This is a genomic window from Rhizobium halophilum (assembly GCF_021648825.1).
Classification (GTDB): Bacteria; Pseudomonadota; Alphaproteobacteria; order Rhizobiales; family Rhizobiaceae; genus Neorhizobium; species Neorhizobium halophilum.
Window position 1 is genome coordinate 356,628 of sequence record NZ_JAKJHS010000002.1, and the last position, 14,704, is coordinate 371,331.

Here is a 14,704-nt window from a genome sequence, read left to right on the forward strand (position 1 = left end):
GTTCCAGTCAATCTGGTGCCGAGGTCTGCAGGGCAAGTGCGTGCAGCACTCCTCCCATATTTCCCTTAAGCGCCTCGTATACCATTTGATGCTGCTGCACCCGCGTTTTGCCACGGAAGGCTTCTGCAACCACTTCGGCAGCATAGTGGTCTCCATCGCCGGCAAGGTCGCGGATTGTCACCCTGGCGCCGGGTATGCCGGTTTTGATCAGGTCTTCAATGTCGCCGGGGTTCATAGGCATCGTCTGTCTTCCTCTTTCTCGTCCCGACGCGAATACGAGGCCGCGTCATGTGGAGAGTGCCTCAAAGGAGAGGCCGGGTCAAAGGGCTGAATCATGTCATTGGTCGACGGCTACCGGTCAGACGCCGCCACCGCAAGCCGCGCGGGGCGGAGGTCTTGCACCGCTGTCCGATGCCTTGCGGCAGGTCAGGCCATGAACGCCGGGAACCAACTTTCGTTCGCATTGACGAGGTCGACGACCGCGACATCGAGGAGGTCATCCACCACAAGTCGGTCGCCTCCCACCGTCCCCAGACGACGGAAGGGGATGCGTGAGGATTCCGCACTTGCGCCCACGAAGTTGGCGAGGTCCCGTGGAATGGCCACGACGTAGCGTGCCTGATCCTCGCCGAACAACAGGGCATGCGTCGGTCCGCGCTGTTCCGACAGCGTGATCGACGCACCCTTTCCTGCGGCCATAGTCATCTCGGCAAGCGCTAGGACAAGGCCGCCCGAGGAGACGTCGTGGCAGGCGCTAACCTGGCCACCCCGGATAAGCCCGCGAATGAAATCGCCATGACGGCGCTCGGCCTGCAGGTCGACGGGTGGCGGCGCTCCTTCCGTCGAGCCGAGCACCTCACGCAGATAGATCGAAGAGCCGAGGTGGCTGCCATCCATGCCGATAAGGATCAACTCATCGCCGTCGTTCATGTCGCCGATGCGAGCCATCTTCGACCAGTCCGGTATAAGCCCGACGCCGGCGATCGTTGGGGTCGGTAGAATTGCGACGCCGTTGGTTTCGTTATAGAGAGAAACATTTCCGGACACGATCGGGAAGTCGAGCGCCTTGCAGGCCTCACCGATGCCCTGGATCGCCCCCACGAACTGCCCCATAATCTCGGGCTTTTCCGGATTGCCGAAATTGAGGTTGTCGGTTGCTGCCAAAGGCTCTGCACCCGTTGCAGTGATGTTGCGCCAGCATTCCGCAACCGCCTGCTTTCCGCCTTCGAATGGATCGGCTTCAACGTATCTCGGCGTGACGTCGGAGGAGAAGGCGAGGGCCTTGGTCGGATGACCGTCCACGCGAACGACACCCGCGTCCCCGCCCGGCCGCTGTAACGAGTTGCCCTGAATGATAGTGTCATACTGCTCCCACACCCACCGACGGCTCGCCTGGTTGGGGGATCCGACGAGTCGCAGCAAAGCAGCGTTGTAATCGTCGGGTTCTGCCACTTCGCTTGCGAGAAGGGCAGGGTGCTTCTTGCTTTCCATCCATGGACGGTCGTACTCGGGAGCTTCGTCGCCGAGTTCTTTGATCGGCAGGTTTGCAACCTCCTCGCCCTGATGCAAAACACGGAACCTGAGGTCGTCGGTGGTCTTGCCGACAATTGCGAAGTCGAGGCCCCACTTCACAAAAATGGCCTTCGCTTCGTCTTCCTTCTCCGGCCGCAGCACCATGAGCATGCGCTCCTGGCTTTCCGAGAGCATCATCTCATAGGCCGTCATGCGTTCTTCGCGGACCGGCACCTTGTCGAGATCGAGCTCAATGCCAAGATCGCCCTTGGCACCCATCTCCACGGCTGAGCAGGTGAGGCCGGCGGCGCCCATGTCCTGGATCGCGATTACCGCGCCGGTCTTCATGAGTTCCAGGCAGGCTTCAAGTAAGCATTTTTCGGTGAAGGGGTCGCCGACCTGAACCGTGGGACGCTTCTCCTCGATCGATTCGTCGAACTCGGCCGAAGCCATAGTCGCGCCACCGACGCCGTCACGTCCTGTCTTGGCGCCAAGATAGACGACAGGGAGGCCGACGCCCTTCGCTTGTGACAGGAAGATTCCGTCCGCCTTTGCCAGGCCCGCCGCGAAGGCGTTGACAAGGATGTTGCCATTGTAACGCTCGTCGAACTCTACCTCGCCGCCGACGGTTGGCACGCCAAATGAATTTCCGTAACCGCCAACGCCGGCCACCACCCCTGATACGAGGTGCTTCGTTTTCGGATGATCGGGTGCGCCGAACCGCAGGGCGTTCATGGCTGCAATCGGCCTTGCGCCCATGGTGAAGACATCGCGCAGGATCCCGCCCACGCCGGTCGCTGCACCCTGATATGGTTCGATGTAGGACGGGTGGTTGTGACTCTCCATCTTGAAGACGACAACGTCGCCATCATCGATATCGACAACGCCTGCGTTCTCGCCTGGTCCCTGGATAACCCGCGGACCCTGGGTCGGCAGCGTCCGCAGCCAACGCTTCGACGACTTATAGGAGCAATGCTCGTTCCACATTGCGGAGAAGATGCCCAGTTCCGTGAAGGTCGGCTCCCGCCCGATCAGGCCCAGGATCCGTTGATACTCGTCCGGCTTCAGGCCGTGAGCGGCAACGAGTTCCGGCGTGATCGCGATACTGTTTGGAATGTTCATGATCTTCTCTGGCTGAGGTCGGCGTGTGGCCGTCTCTTTACCCCAAGGGGGCAAAAGGCGCGACAGGAAAATTCCTGCTAGGCGTGCGACAATCTCCGCCGTGCAAGGTCCCGATGAGGCTCCCTTAGACGAAACAGTCGTCAGTGATCAGCCACCACCCGTCGATTCGGGGAGCGGCGAAGGGTTGTTCTGGAGACAAATGAGAGCAAGCCGCGACGGCGAGCCGCGTCAGCAGCCAGCGTTTCCTGCTGCCCACTTCAGGACGTCTCGCCTGATGCGTTCTCCAGCGCCGCCCTCCATCAGAGGACCGAAGGCATCAAGCTTTGCCGGATTCCCCTCCGCCTGCACCACGAGAGCCGGGAGAGCCTCTGGCCTATGCCGCGGGACCGCGAGGATTCGAGGACGACCGGAAAAGGAATTGAGCTCCGGGGCCAGGCGATAGTCGGAGAATGTGCGATCGCCGGACTTGAACCAGCAGGTATTGGCGTTGAGTGCAACCCGTTCCATTGTGGGAAGCGCGTCACTGTTCAAGGTAGGAGCTGCGTGCTTGCCCGCCTGGCATCCGGCGACAACGAGCGGTGCCGCAACGACTGCGAACCAGCCGCGAAGGAAGGGTGACGTCATGGCGAAAATCCAATGTGCGAGCCGGTTTGCGGCGGCCTGATCCTGAGATCCAGTCAGGCGGCCACAGCGTCTAGAGCCGATGCGAAGATTCCGCGCCCGTCGGTTCCGCCATGGGCAGCCTCGATGAGGTTTTCCGGATGCGGCATCATGCCGAGCACGTTGCCCCTGGCGTTGATGACTCCGGCTATGTCGCTCAGCGAGCCGTTTGGATTGGTGCCGGCGGCGTAGCGGAAGACGATCTGCCGGTTGTCTTCCATCGACTTGAACGTCTCTTCGTCGACGAAATAATTGCCGTCGTGATGGGCGACCGGGCAACGGATGACTTCCCTTTCGGTATAGGTGCGGGTGAAGGCGGTATCGGCATTCACGACCTCTAGCAGAACTTCCTTGCAGACGAAGCGCAGCGATGTGTTGCGCATCAGCGCACCAGGAAGAAGTCCAGCCTCCACAAGGATCTGAAAGCCGTTGCAGACGCCGAGCACCTTGACGCCCTGTTCAGCCTTGCGACGGATGGCATCCATCACCGGCATCCGCGCGGCAATGGCGCCGCAGCGGAGATAATCGCCGTAGGAGAAACCGCCTGGGATGACGATCAAGTCGACATCCGGGATTTCGGTTTGCGTTTGCCAGACGGTCACCGGGGCGTGGCCGGATATCTTGGTAAGGGCATCGACCATGTCGCGGTCACGATTGAGGCCGGGAAGCTGAACGACTGCGGATTTCATGGGTGTGGTTCAAACCTTGCTTGCGCTTCCTGAAGCTCTCGGAGTTCAAGACGGGTTTCGATTCGGTCAAGACGCTGATCCACGCGATCAAGTCGCATATAGATCCGGTGGGTGTCCATCTGCATCGCAGCGACGCTGCCGCGAAGGCTGCTCAGTTCGGTCTTGGTGCTCGTCACGTCAAACTTCAGTGAGCCGATGTCGCTCTGCATCTTTTTCAGAAGCTCGTACATCAGTTCGTTCGTGACTTCGGTCACTGCAACTCTCCAAGACCCTCAGTCGAGGGCAATACTATAATTCTCAATCACCGTGTTCGCCAGAAGCTTCTCGCACATCGCCTTGATGTCGGCTTCCGCCTTGGTGCGGTCGCTTCCTTCGATCTCAAGGTCGAAGACTTTGCCTTGGCGGACGTGGCCGACCCCGTCGAAGCCGAGGCTGGAGAGCGCCCCTTCGATGGCCTTCCCTTGAGGATCCAGAACGCCGTTCTTCAGCGTCACCGTAACCCGTGCCTTCATCACTTAAGTCCCCTGTTTGTTACTTCACCAGCACCGGGCCCGTGCCGCGGATCGGTTCGTTTTCGTTGATGATCCCGAGCCGGCGCGCGACCTCGGAATAGGCCTCGACCAGCCCCCCCATGTCACGGCGGAAGCGGTCCTTGTCCATCTTTTCGTTGGTTTCGATGTCCCAGAGGCGGCAGCTGTCCGGTGAGATCTCGTCGGCCAATATAATGCGCATCATGTCACCCTCATAAAGGCGACCGCATTCGATCTTGAAGTCGACGAGTTGGATGCCGACGCCAAGGAAGAGCCCCGAGAGGAAGTCATTGACGCGGATGGCGAGGGCCATGATGTCGTCTAGCTCGGCCGGGTTGGCCCACCCGAAGGCCGTGATGTGCTCTTCGGAGACCATCGGATCGTTAAGCTGGTCGGACTTGTAGTAGAACTCGATGATGGATCGCGGGAGAACGGTGCCCTCCTCAATCCCCAGACGGGTCGACAGCGAGCCGGCGGCGACATTGCGGACGACAACCTCAAGCGGGATCATCTCCACTTCCTTGATCAGTTGCTCGCGCATGTTGAGGCGACGGATGAAATGCGTCGGGATGCCGATCTTGTTGAGGTGCGTGAAGACGTATTCGGAAATACGATTGTTCAACACGCCCTTGCCGTCGATGATGTCGTGCTTCTTCTTGTTGAAGGCGGTGGCATCATCCTTGAAGAACTGGATAAGCGTGCCGGGCTCGGGACCTTCATACAGGATCTTTGCCTTGCCCTCGTAAATACGGCGGCGACGGTTCATGTCAAAATGTCTCGTTGTTGGCGCCTCATTGGCGCAGTGGAATATCGCTTGTGCGGTCCCTTAACGGAAAAGAACTAAATTCACAATGACGGCGCCTCTCCTCCTTCACGCGTGTTCGTCGCTGGATTTGGATCATGGCGAACACGTAGGGGTTCGGGATAGGCAGTGGGAGAAAGCATCTGCCTGCCGCTGCCGCCGAACCCGGTAATGGACGGCGATTGCGTCACCATTTCGACGGTCGACGATGCGACCGGTACTTGATGTAGCGCATTGCATCTTCCAGCCCATTTTGGTTTATGATCGCTTCCACAACCGATAGCGGGAGATCAGATAATGACCAGCATGAACGATCGCGAGCGCGCCTTTGAGAACAGGTACGCGCTTGACGAAGAGCAGAAGTTCAAGGCGATCGTACGCCGCAACAAGGCACTGGGCCGTTGGGCTGCAGAACTGCTCGGGCGTGAGCCGGAAGCCTATGCCGCGGAAGTGGTCGAGGCGGATTTCCAGGAGGCCGGGGACGAGGATGTGTTCCGGAAACTGCGTGCAGATCTAGATGCAGGCGGCGTCTCTGTTTCCGATGAGGAAATCCGTCAGAAGATGTTTGCGTACTTGCAGGACGCGGTAGCGGAACTGGCCCGCTAACTTCAGATGTACGACAGAAGGAAAGCCCGTCCCGTTGGCACGGGCTTTCCTGCTATAAGACGGGCCTCACGGCTGAAGGCGCGCCAGGAACTGCGCGAAGACCATCGTACCCTCCGGCCAAGGCCCGAATCCCGCTTCGGCATTGATATGTCCCGCTTCGCCGGCGTCGATCAGCGGAGATCCCCAAGTATTGGCAATCTCGTCCGCATGTTCGAACGAGCCGAAAGGGTCGTTGCGGCTTGCAATGGTCAGCGTCGGGAAGGGCAGGGGGTCTCGGGGATAGGGCCCGAAACTCATCAGATGGCGAGGGCGGATCGCGGGATTGTCCACCTCCGGAGGCGCGACGAAGAAGGCGCCTGCGACCTTTTTCTCGAAAAGCGGGATAGCGTGGATTGCCGAAGGTATGCCGAGCGAGTGAGCGACCAGCACGACCGGCCGCGTCGAAGCATTGACCTCTTCTGCCACGCGCGCCACCCAGTCTTCGCGCACCGGCTTGGACCATTCGGCCTGCTCGACGCGGCGTGCGGAAGAGAGCTTTGCCTCCCACCGGCTCTGCCAGTGGTCCGGTCCCGAGTTGGTGTACCCTGGGATGATGAGAATATCGGCTTCGGATGCTTTCATAGCCGCGATTTCGGAAATCGAGCCTGCGAAGTCAAGGATAAGGCGACAGGGAGTGCGTAATTTGATAGACTTCCAGCCAGGTCGGCAGGGCCTCTGTGCCAGCACCGTGCCCACCGCCTCAGACAGACGAAACCATGTGCCAAGCGGCTTTTGCCGCCGCTGCAATGCCGGTTCTGTTTCTTTCGCATTGATGCATTGCAGCCTGCCCGATGAGGAGAGAGTGCAATGGCAGGATTTCATGTCATGGCTGGAGGAGAAGGTGTTCTCGTCCGCCCCGCTATCCGTAAGATTCGCGTTGCAGACGTATTCGAGGCGCTGCAACTTGGCCTTTCGGACTTCAACCGAAAACCGTCACACTACGCTTTCCTGGGGCTGATCTACCCGCTGGTCGGGGTGATCCTGACCCTATGGAGCACGGGCGCCAACCTGTTGCCGCTGCTCTATCCACTTGCGTCTGGTTTTGCGCTTATTGGCCCACTGGCAGCGCTGGGGCTCTACGAGATCAGTCGCAGGCAGGAGCGGGGAGAGGATTCGTCTTGGCGTCATGCCCTGACCGTCTTCCGTTCGCCGGCGCTGCCCTCGATCATGGCTGCCGGGGCGCTGTTGTTTGCCCTTTTCATCGCATGGCTTCTCGCGGCCCAAGCCATCTACGTCTACCACTTCGGAGAAGCCGAGCCGGCTTCTATTTCGTCCTTCCTGACGAACCTCGTGACGACGGAAGGCGGGGGGCAGGTCATTCTGTGGGGCAATCTGGTGGGCTTTGTTTTCGCCGTGGTGGTGCTAGCGACGTCGGTCGTGACATTCCCGCTGCTGCTTGACCGAGACCTCGGCGCTGCGGCCGCGGTGGATGCCAGCATTCGGGCAACGCTCGCCAATCCCATACCTGTGGGGCTGTGGGGCGCGATTGTCGCGGCGCTGCTTTTCATTGCCAGCGTACCGCTTTTTGCGGGGCTCGTGGTGGTGATGCCGATCCTCGGCCACGCCACCTGGCACCTGTATCGGAAGCTTGTCCGCTAGCGGATCGTGTCGCGGTATAAGAAGCGCCGCCGCTTGTCCGGCGGCGCCTGCTCTATCATGGCTTCCCAGTTCAGCCGAAGACGCGCTTGAAGATCGTGTCTACGTGCTTGGTATGGTAGCCGAGGTCGAACTTCTCCCGGATCTCTTCCTCCGAGAGCGCCGCACGCACCTCTTCGTCCGCCAGCAGTTCCTCGAGAAAGTCCTTGCCCTGTTCCCAGACCTTCATCGCGTTGCGCTGGACGAGACGGTACGCGTCCTCGCGTGACACGCCAGCCTGAGTTAGCGCCAGAAGGACGCGCTGGCTGTGCACAAGACCGCGGAACTTGTTCATGTTATTCATCATGTTGTCCGGGTAGACCAGCAGCTTATCGATAACGCTGGTGAGGCGGGCGAGCGCAAAGTCGAGCGTCACCGTCGCGTCCGGACCGATCATGCGTTCCACCGACGAGTGGGAAATGTCCCGCTCGTGCCACAGCGCCACGTTCTCCATGGCCGGCATCGCGAAAGAGCGCACCATGCGCGCAAGACCCGTCAGGTTTTCGGTCAGCACTGGATTGCGCTTGTGCGGCATGGCCGAGGAGCCCTTCTGGCCGGGCGAGAAGTATTCTTCCGCTTCCAGCACCTCCGTCCGCTGCAGGTGGCGAATTTCCGTCGCCAGGCGCTCGATCGACGAGGCGATGACGGCAAGCGTCGCGAAATACATGGCGTGCCGGTCACGCGGGATCACCTGCGTCGACACCGGCTCCGGCTTCAGGCCCATCGCTGCCGCGACATGCTCTTCGACGCGCGGATCGATGTTCGCGAACGTGCCGACCGCTCCGGAAATGGCGCAGGTGGCGATTTCCTCGCGCGCAGCCATCAGACGCGTCTTGTTGCGGTCGAACTCCGCATAGGCCTGGGCGAGCTTGACGCCGAAGGTCGTCGGCTCGGCATGGATGCCATGGCTGCGGCCGATGGTGACCGTGTCCTTGTGCTCGAAGGCACGGCGCTTCAGGGCCTCGAGGAGCTTGTCCATATCGGCAAGCAGGAGGTCGGTTGCCCGAACGAGCTGCACGTTGAAGCAGGTATCGAGCACATCCGATGACGTCATGCCCTGGTGGATGAAGCGGCTGTCGGGGCCCACGAATTCTGCCAGGTGGGTGAGGAAGGCGATGACGTCATGCTTGGTGACGGCTTCGATCTCGTCGATGCGCTCGACGTTGAATTCTGCTGAGCCACCCTTTTCCCAGATCGTCTCTGCAGCCGTTTTCGGGATCACGCCGATGGCGGCAAGCGCATCGCAGGCATGCGCCTCGATCTCGAACCAGATTCGGTACTTGGTTTCCGGCGACCAGATTGAAACCATCTCTGGCCGCGAATAACGGGGGATCATGGGCGGAGCCTTCCATCAATACAAGGAGTTGGGGCCGCTTTAACAAGAAGCGGCAAAAAGCTCAATCACGGCTACCCGCGGAGCGGGTCGCGGCGGTGCGAAGTCTGTCGATGCGCCCGCGATAGCTTTCGACGCTGTTGCCCTGGAAGACGGCGGAGCCCGCGACGAACACGTTCGCTCCCGCCGCGGTGGCCGCGCCGATCGTGTCGGGCGTGATGCCGCCGTCGACCTCAAGCTCGATCGGCCGCGTGCCGATCATGGCCTTGGCGGCTCGGATCTTCTCGACCATCGCCGGAATGAACTTCTGGCCGCCGAAACCGGGGTTGACGCTCATGATCAGGATCAGGTCGATGTCGTCGAGCACATTCTCTATCACGGATAGCGGCGTGGCGGGATTGAGCGTGACACCCACCTTCTTGCCGAGGTTGCGGATCGTCTGCAGCGAGCGATGCAGATGAGGGCCCGACTCTGCGTGGACCGTAATGCCGTCGCAGCCGGCCTTGGCGAAGGCTTCGAGATAGGGGTCGGCCGGCGTTATCATCAGATGGCAATCAAAGAAGGCGGCGGTGTGCGGACGCAACGCCTTGATGACGTCCGGACCATAGGAGATGTTGGGAACGAAATGCCCGTCCATGACATCCAGGTGGATCCAGTCCGCACCGGCCTCCGTCACGTCTTTCACCTCCTGCCCGAGCTTGGCGAAATCTGCGGCAAGGATGGACGGGGCAATACGGATAGGCAGCGTCATGATGGTTCTTCTCCGGCGTTATCGGCGCCTGTAGCACCCTGGGGCCACCGGAACAATCAGTCGGTGGGAACTTCCACCGGGACAAAGCGCCCGGCCTGCCACTCCTGCAGCCTCAGCGGGTTCTGCGCCAGTTCGTGGTCGTCACCGAAGGAGAGAGGACCGATGACCGTTTCGAACGTCATCGATCGAAACTCCTCCGACAACGGCTGCGATGCGCTGGCGGCGGCCGCCTGACTTACCACCTGAACCGCGGCATAGGCCGGAATGGTGTAGCCCTCCGGCTCCACATTGTTCGAACGGAACTCGGCCGCGGCTGCCGAGGCCGACGGAAGGTCGGCATAATCAGGGATGGCGACGGCCATCACGCCTTCCTGAAGCGGGACCGGCCGATCGGCGGCGCGCAAGGTATCGCCCCCCATGATCTGGAGCGCGACGTTTTCACTGGCAGCGTCACGGGCGATGACCGACACGTCGTTGCGGTCCCCGCCGAGGAAGACGCGCGTCGCGCCGGCCTTGGCCAGGCGACGGACGAGCGTCAGCTGCTGTTCCTGCCCCGGCCGGTAGGTGTCGACGAACACCGGTGTCAGCCCGTTCTCCTCGATCTGGCGGCGAACGGCGCTGACCAGTTCGCGCCCGTAGATCGTTCCGTCCTCGATCAGGGCAACCGGCTCTGCCTTCCATCGCTGCAGAATGACGTCGCTGATCCGCTCTGCCTCGTCGTCCTCGTTCGGCGCCAGGCGGAAAAGTGGCCAGTCTTCCCGCAGCGCGTCTTCCATCAGGATTTCGGAGCGGACCGAGAGGGTGATGGCAGGGATAGCGGCAGTCGCAAGCTGTGGGAGCGCCTTGGACAGCGTCTCGCTGCAGAGGAAGCCGATAGCGGCAACCGCCTGCGCTTCGATCAGTTGGTCGGCGACCGAAGTGCTTGCTTCGTCGTCGCAGACTTCGTCGATCTCGACCAGAGTATCGCCGGTCTCTTCAGCCGCAGCGCGGGCGCCGGCGACAACCTGCGCGCCGAGAAGGGCGTAGGAACCGGATGTCGGGGCGACGACGCCAATGGTTGCCGACATTGCGGGACCGGCGGCCGGACCGGGGAGGGCAAGCATCGTTGCAAGGAGCCAGGGTCGCATCATCTTCTCCGCCTTTATGCCGTGGTCCACATTTAGCCTGCTCTCTACGGGCGTCAAAGAAAAACGGCCCCATTCTCGCCGATCCGAAAACGGCTCCGGGGCGTAGACAAGCCAAGCCGGCCTCTCCATATGCCGAGGTGAGGCAAGGAACCGGCGTCCCACGGAGATGCATTTGACGCAAGAGCAGCAGGTCGACCCCGTCGCATATCGCAACGGGATGGCGCGTTACGCAGGTCACGTGCAGGTGGTGACAACGGAGCATGAGGGGATCAGGCGAGGGGTGACCGTAACGGCTGCCTGCTCGGTCTCCGACGACCCGCCGAGCCTGCTCGTCTGCCTGAACCGGAGTAACCCCAACAACGAGATCTTCCTGAAGAGCGGCTGCTTTGCGCTGAATTCGCTGGCTGCCGGACACCAGTCACTGGCGGGTGACTTCGCCGGCTTTGGAGAGGTTACGGGCGCGGAGCGCTTTTCCCGCGCCGCCTGGACAAGCTTGTCCACCGGCGCACCGGTCCTCTCGGATGCCCTGGTCTCGTTCGACTGCCGGATTACGGACATCAAACCCGTCTCCACCCACTTCGTAGTGTTCGGTGAGGTGGTTGGGCTCCACTTCGGACCACAGAGCGAAGCTCTCATCTATCTGGACCGCACGTTCCGCGCGCTCTAGAGTGGCCGCAGGAGGCGTCATGACGGATGACAGCGCAACAGTGGTTCCCTCGTCGATCGACGAAACCGCCGCTCTTCTGGAGCGCGAGGACTATCTTGCCGATCGGCGGCTGGCGACGGTGGTGTTCCTCGCCTTGAAGATGAAGCGGCCGCTGTTTCTCGAGGGGGAAGCCGGCGTCGGCAAGACGGAAGTGGCCAAGACGCTAGCGAAGGCCTTGAACCGGCCTTTGATACGGCTCCAGTGTTACGAGGGCCTCGATGTCTCCTCTGCCGTATACGAATGGAATTATCCGGCACAGATGCTGGAGATCAGGCTCCTGGAAGCGAGCGGGGTGCGCGACCGGGAGAGGGTGGAAACGGATATTTTTGCGGAACGACACCTGATCCGCCGCCCGGTTCTGCAGGCGCTCGGCCAAGCGGGGATGGCTGCTCCGGTCTTCCTCATCGACGAGCTCGACCGGGCCGATGAAGCCTTTGAAGCCTTCCTGCTGGAGGTTCTATCAGACTTCCAGGTGACGATCCCAGAACTGGGGACAATCAAGGCGGCCGAGCCACCGATCGTCATCATCACCACCAACCGGACGCGCGAGATCCATGATGCGCTGAAGCGGCGCTGTCTCTACCACTGGGTGGATTATCCAAACGCCGAGCAGGAACTGGACATTGTCCGCCGCAAGGTGCCGGGATGCAGCGAACGGCTTGCGGCGCAGGTGGTTTCCTACGTCCAGAGGCTGCGCGGCCTCGACCTCTTCAAGAACCCGGGTGTGGCCGAAACGATCGACTGGGCGACGGCTCTGACGGAGCTGGATCGGATCGCGCTGGACCCCGAAACGATCGCGGATACGCTGGGCACCCTGCTCAAGTACCAGGACGACATCGCGCGTGTTCAGGGCGGCGAGGGAGAGCGCTTGCTTACCGAGGTGAAGGCGGAACTGCTGGCCGCGGGGTAGGCGATGCAGATATCTGATCATCAAGAAGGATCCGCAACCCAGTTATCACGTGAGGTTGATGGGCGGTTGGCGGATAATGTCGTGCACTTCTCACGCGTCCTTCGCCGCGCCGGCATCCGGACCGGTCCCGGTGCCACTGCCGATGCCATCAAGGCGATCGAGGCGATTGGCATCGGATCGCGTGCCGAGTTCCATGCCGCGCTTTCGGCGGTTTTCCTGCAGCGGCACGAGGACCAGCCGGTCTTCGACGAAGCCTTCGACCTTTTTTGGCGCTCTCGCGACCTCGTCGGCAAGATGATCGCGCTGATGTCGCCCAAGGCTGCCGATCACCGCAAGCCCGAGAAGCCGCGCGCCGGCCATAACCGGGTTGCCGAGGCTCTGACGGCCGACAGGCAGATTCCGGAACGGAAGCAGGAGCCGCCGACGGTGGATGTGGACGCGACGCTCACGGCCTCGCAGCGGGAGCTGTTCAAGCGCCTGGACTTTGCCCAGATGAGTGCGGCGGAGCTTGCGCTTGCTCGGCGCGAGATCGCGCGCCTCGCGCTGCCACTCGACGAGACGCTGACGCGGCGCTGGCGTCCTGCCGCTGCTCCCGGCCGCATCGATCCGAGGGCAACCATGCGCGAAGCGATGCGCAGCGGTGGCGACCTGATGCTGCCGCGCTTTCGCAAGCGGCGCCACACACCGCCGCCCTTGGTGGTGCTTGCCGACATTTCCGCTTCGATGAGCCAGTATTCGCGCGTCTTCCTTCACTTCCTCCATGCACTGACCGAGAAACGGACGCGGGTGCAGACCTTCCTGTTCGGCACACGACTGACCAACGTGACGCGGCAGATGCGGCGACGCGATCCGGACGAGGCGATCGCTGCCTGTTCCGACGCGGTCGCCGATTGGTCGGGGGGGACACGGATCGGTGCCGCGCTGGCGGACTTCAACCGCCTATGGGGGCGGCGCGTGCTTGGACAAGGCGCGATCGTCCTGCTGATCACTGACGGTCTGGAGCGGGAAGGGGTGGAAGAACTGGAAAAGGAGATGGATCGCCTGCATCGGTCGTGCCGTCGGCTGGTCTGGCTCAATCCTCTTTTGCGCTTCGAGGGCTTTGAGCCGCGTGCCCGAGGTGTGAGAGCCATGCTGCCGCACGTCGACGAACTTCGTTCGGTCCACAATCTCCAATCGGTGGCGGACCTTGCTTCGGCGCTCTCCGATCATACTTCTTTGGAAGGCGATCCTCGCCGCTTTCTTTCAAGGAGTTTTGCCGCATGAGCGATCTCGATCCGCTGGACCCTCTGCTGATCGCGGAAGACTGGCGCTCCCATGGGCGTTCCGTCGCGATCGCAACGGTCATCGCAACCTGGGGCTCTGCGCCGCGTGCTGCGGGATCGCATCTGGTTGTCGACCAGGACGGCAACTTCGAAGGTTCCGTCTCCGGCGGATGTGTCGAAGGCGCGGTCATCGCCGAGGCGCAGGACGTCATTTTGACCGGCCAATCAAAGATGCTGGAGTTCGGTGTTGCAGACGAGACCGCCTGGCGCGTTGGTCTCTCCTGTGGCGGGACCATCCGCGTCTATCTCGAAAGGCTCGGCTGATGGATCTTACGTCGCTGCACGCTCTGAACATTGCACGAAAAGGGCGGCACGCCGCAGTGGTCGTCACCGATCTCGATGCCGGGGGCGAGCGCGTCATCCTAGAAGGGGAGACGGTGGCCGGAAATCTCGGCGATCATGTTGCTGAAGCTTTTCGCTCCGGCAAGGCGGCTGCCGTCGATGTCGCGGGATGCCATCTCTTCCTCAACGTCTACCTGCCTCCGCCGCGGATCGTCGTCATCGGCGCAGTTCACATCAGCCAGGCGCTCGCGCGCATGGCGCCACTCGTGGGCTACGACCTCACCATCATCGATCCTCGAACGGCCTTCGCCACGCCCGAACGATTCGCCGATGTGGATCTTGTCGCCGATTGGCCGGAGGATGTGCTCGGGCGGCGACCGCTCGATGCCTACACCGCGCTGGTCGCCGTCACGCACGACCCGAAGATCGATGACTTCCCGCTGACGGATGCGCTGCGCAAGAACTGTTTTTACGTGGGGGCGCTCGGCAGCCGCAAGACACACGCCAAACGCGTTGAACGGCTGTCGGGGCAGGGTCTGGACCAGCAAGCGATCATGCGCATCGCAGCACCGATCGGTCTCGACATCGGAGCGGCGACGCCCCAGGAGATTGCCTTAGCCATCCTCGCCCAGATCGTGCAGGCCTTCCGCCGGCGCGACATTGTCACTGCGGCGTGAC

The 14,704-nt window shown here is 61.7% G+C and carries 18 protein-coding genes; 7 read left to right on the plus strand and 11 right to left on the minus strand.

Features of this window, described 5'->3' with window-relative positions; genetic code table 11:
- Window positions 1–7: 7 nt before the first annotated feature.
- The 7 genes from LXM96_RS06265 to purC form a co-directional block, all read right to left on the minus strand.
- The gene (locus LXM96_RS06265; protein WP_239997520.1) at window positions 8–241 is read right to left on the minus strand and encodes a BolA/IbaG family iron-sulfur metabolism protein; all 234 of its coding nucleotides are present in this window, start codon (window positions 239–241) and stop codon (window positions 8–10) included.
- A gap of 185 nt (window positions 242–426) precedes the next feature.
- Entirely contained in the window at window positions 427–2,634 is a 2,208-nt protein-coding gene (purL, locus tag LXM96_RS06270; RefSeq protein ID WP_239997521.1) for a phosphoribosylformylglycinamidine synthase subunit PurL, read from the minus strand.
- 228 nt (window positions 2,635–2,862) lie between these two features.
- The gene (locus tag LXM96_RS06275) at window positions 2,863–3,258 is read right to left on the minus strand and encodes a hypothetical protein (protein WP_239997522.1); all 396 of its coding nucleotides are present in this window, start codon (window positions 3,256–3,258) and stop codon (window positions 2,863–2,865) included.
- 53 nt (window positions 3,259–3,311) lie between these two features.
- On the minus strand, window positions 3,312–3,983 hold the full coding sequence (gene purQ / locus LXM96_RS06280) for a phosphoribosylformylglycinamidine synthase subunit PurQ (RefSeq protein ID WP_239997523.1): 672 nt from the start codon (window positions 3,981–3,983) through the stop codon (window positions 3,312–3,314).
- A complete protein-coding gene (locus LXM96_RS06285; RefSeq protein WP_239997524.1) occupies window positions 3,980–4,237 on the minus strand; it encodes a hypothetical protein in 258 nt (85 codons plus the stop codon). Before LXM96_RS06285 ends, purQ begins: the two co-directional genes overlap by 4 nt.
- An 18-nt stretch (window positions 4,238–4,255) precedes the next feature.
- Window positions 4,256–4,498, minus strand: a complete 243-nt coding sequence (gene purS, locus LXM96_RS06290; RefSeq protein WP_239997525.1) for a phosphoribosylformylglycinamidine synthase subunit PurS — start codon at window positions 4,496–4,498, stop codon at window positions 4,256–4,258.
- Window positions 4,499–4,514: 16 nt separating this feature from the next.
- Entirely contained in the window at window positions 4,515–5,279 is a 765-nt protein-coding gene (purC, locus tag LXM96_RS06295; RefSeq protein WP_239997526.1) for a phosphoribosylaminoimidazolesuccinocarboxamide synthase, read from the minus strand.
- A gap of 330 nt (window positions 5,280–5,609) precedes the next feature.
- Between purC and LXM96_RS06300 the strand changes: the two genes are divergently transcribed.
- Window positions 5,610–5,921: a DUF1476 domain-containing protein gene (locus LXM96_RS06300; RefSeq protein WP_239997796.1), complete on the plus strand. Its 312-nt coding sequence runs from the start codon at window positions 5,610–5,612 to the stop codon at window positions 5,919–5,921.
- A gap of 66 nt (window positions 5,922–5,987) precedes the next feature.
- Here the strand turns inward: LXM96_RS06300 and LXM96_RS06305 are convergent, their stop codons facing one another.
- Window positions 5,988–6,542: an RBBP9/YdeN family alpha/beta hydrolase gene (locus LXM96_RS06305; RefSeq protein WP_239997527.1), complete on the minus strand. Its 555-nt coding sequence runs from the start codon at window positions 6,540–6,542 to the stop codon at window positions 5,988–5,990.
- A gap of 225 nt (window positions 6,543–6,767) precedes the next feature.
- On the opposite strand from LXM96_RS06305, the gene LXM96_RS06310 reads away from it, so the two are divergent.
- Window positions 6,768–7,559 (plus strand): DUF2189 domain-containing protein, encoded by a 792-nt coding sequence (locus LXM96_RS06310; protein ID WP_239997528.1) that lies wholly within the window; start codon window positions 6,768–6,770, stop codon window positions 7,557–7,559.
- A 70-nt stretch (window positions 7,560–7,629) separates the two neighbouring features.
- Here LXM96_RS06310 and purB read toward each other — a convergent pair whose 3' ends face one another.
- The 3 genes from purB to LXM96_RS06325 all read right to left on the minus strand — a co-directional run bounded on the left by purB (window position 7,630) and on the right by LXM96_RS06325 (window position 10,809).
- Window positions 7,630–8,931: an adenylosuccinate lyase gene (purB, locus tag LXM96_RS06315; protein WP_239997529.1), complete on the minus strand. Its 1,302-nt coding sequence runs from the start codon at window positions 8,929–8,931 to the stop codon at window positions 7,630–7,632.
- Window positions 8,932–8,992: 61 nt separating this feature from the next.
- Window positions 8,993–9,679 carry a ribulose-phosphate 3-epimerase gene (gene rpe, locus LXM96_RS06320; RefSeq protein WP_239997530.1) on the minus strand — a complete coding sequence of 229 codons (687 nt, stop codon included), beginning with the start codon at window positions 9,677–9,679 and terminating at the stop codon, window positions 8,993–8,995.
- Window positions 9,680–9,735: 56 nt separating this feature from the next.
- Window positions 9,736–10,809, minus strand: coding sequence for a branched-chain amino acid ABC transporter substrate-binding protein (locus LXM96_RS06325; RefSeq protein ID WP_239997531.1), 1,074 nt, complete (start codon window positions 10,807–10,809; stop codon window positions 9,736–9,738).
- 169 nt (window positions 10,810–10,978) lie between these two features.
- Between LXM96_RS06325 and LXM96_RS06330 the strand changes: the two genes are divergently transcribed.
- The 5 genes from LXM96_RS06330 to LXM96_RS06350 are packed head-to-tail and all read left to right on the plus strand — an operon-like array spanning window position 10,979 to window position 14,703.
- Complete coding sequence (locus tag LXM96_RS06330) at window positions 10,979–11,473, plus strand: flavin reductase (protein WP_239997532.1); 495 nt, start codon at window positions 10,979–10,981, stop codon at window positions 11,471–11,473.
- A 19-nt stretch (window positions 11,474–11,492) separates the two neighbouring features.
- Entirely contained in the window at window positions 11,493–12,422 is a 930-nt protein-coding gene (locus LXM96_RS06335) for an AAA family ATPase (protein ID WP_239997533.1), read from the plus strand.
- Between the two features lie 3 nt (window positions 12,423–12,425).
- On the plus strand, window positions 12,426–13,685 hold the full coding sequence (locus LXM96_RS06340) for a vWA domain-containing protein (RefSeq protein ID WP_239997534.1): 1,260 nt from the start codon (window positions 12,426–12,428) through the stop codon (window positions 13,683–13,685).
- On the plus strand, window positions 13,682–14,008 hold the full coding sequence (locus tag LXM96_RS06345) for an XdhC family protein (protein ID WP_239997535.1): 327 nt from the start codon (window positions 13,682–13,684) through the stop codon (window positions 14,006–14,008). The genes LXM96_RS06340 and LXM96_RS06345 overlap by 4 nt, the downstream gene beginning before the upstream one ends.
- Window positions 14,008–14,703 carry an XdhC family protein gene (locus tag LXM96_RS06350; protein WP_239997536.1) on the plus strand — a complete coding sequence of 232 codons (696 nt, stop codon included), beginning with the start codon at window positions 14,008–14,010 and terminating at the stop codon, window positions 14,701–14,703. The genes LXM96_RS06345 and LXM96_RS06350 overlap by 1 nt, the downstream gene beginning before the upstream one ends.
- Window position 14,704: the final 1 nt, after the last annotated feature.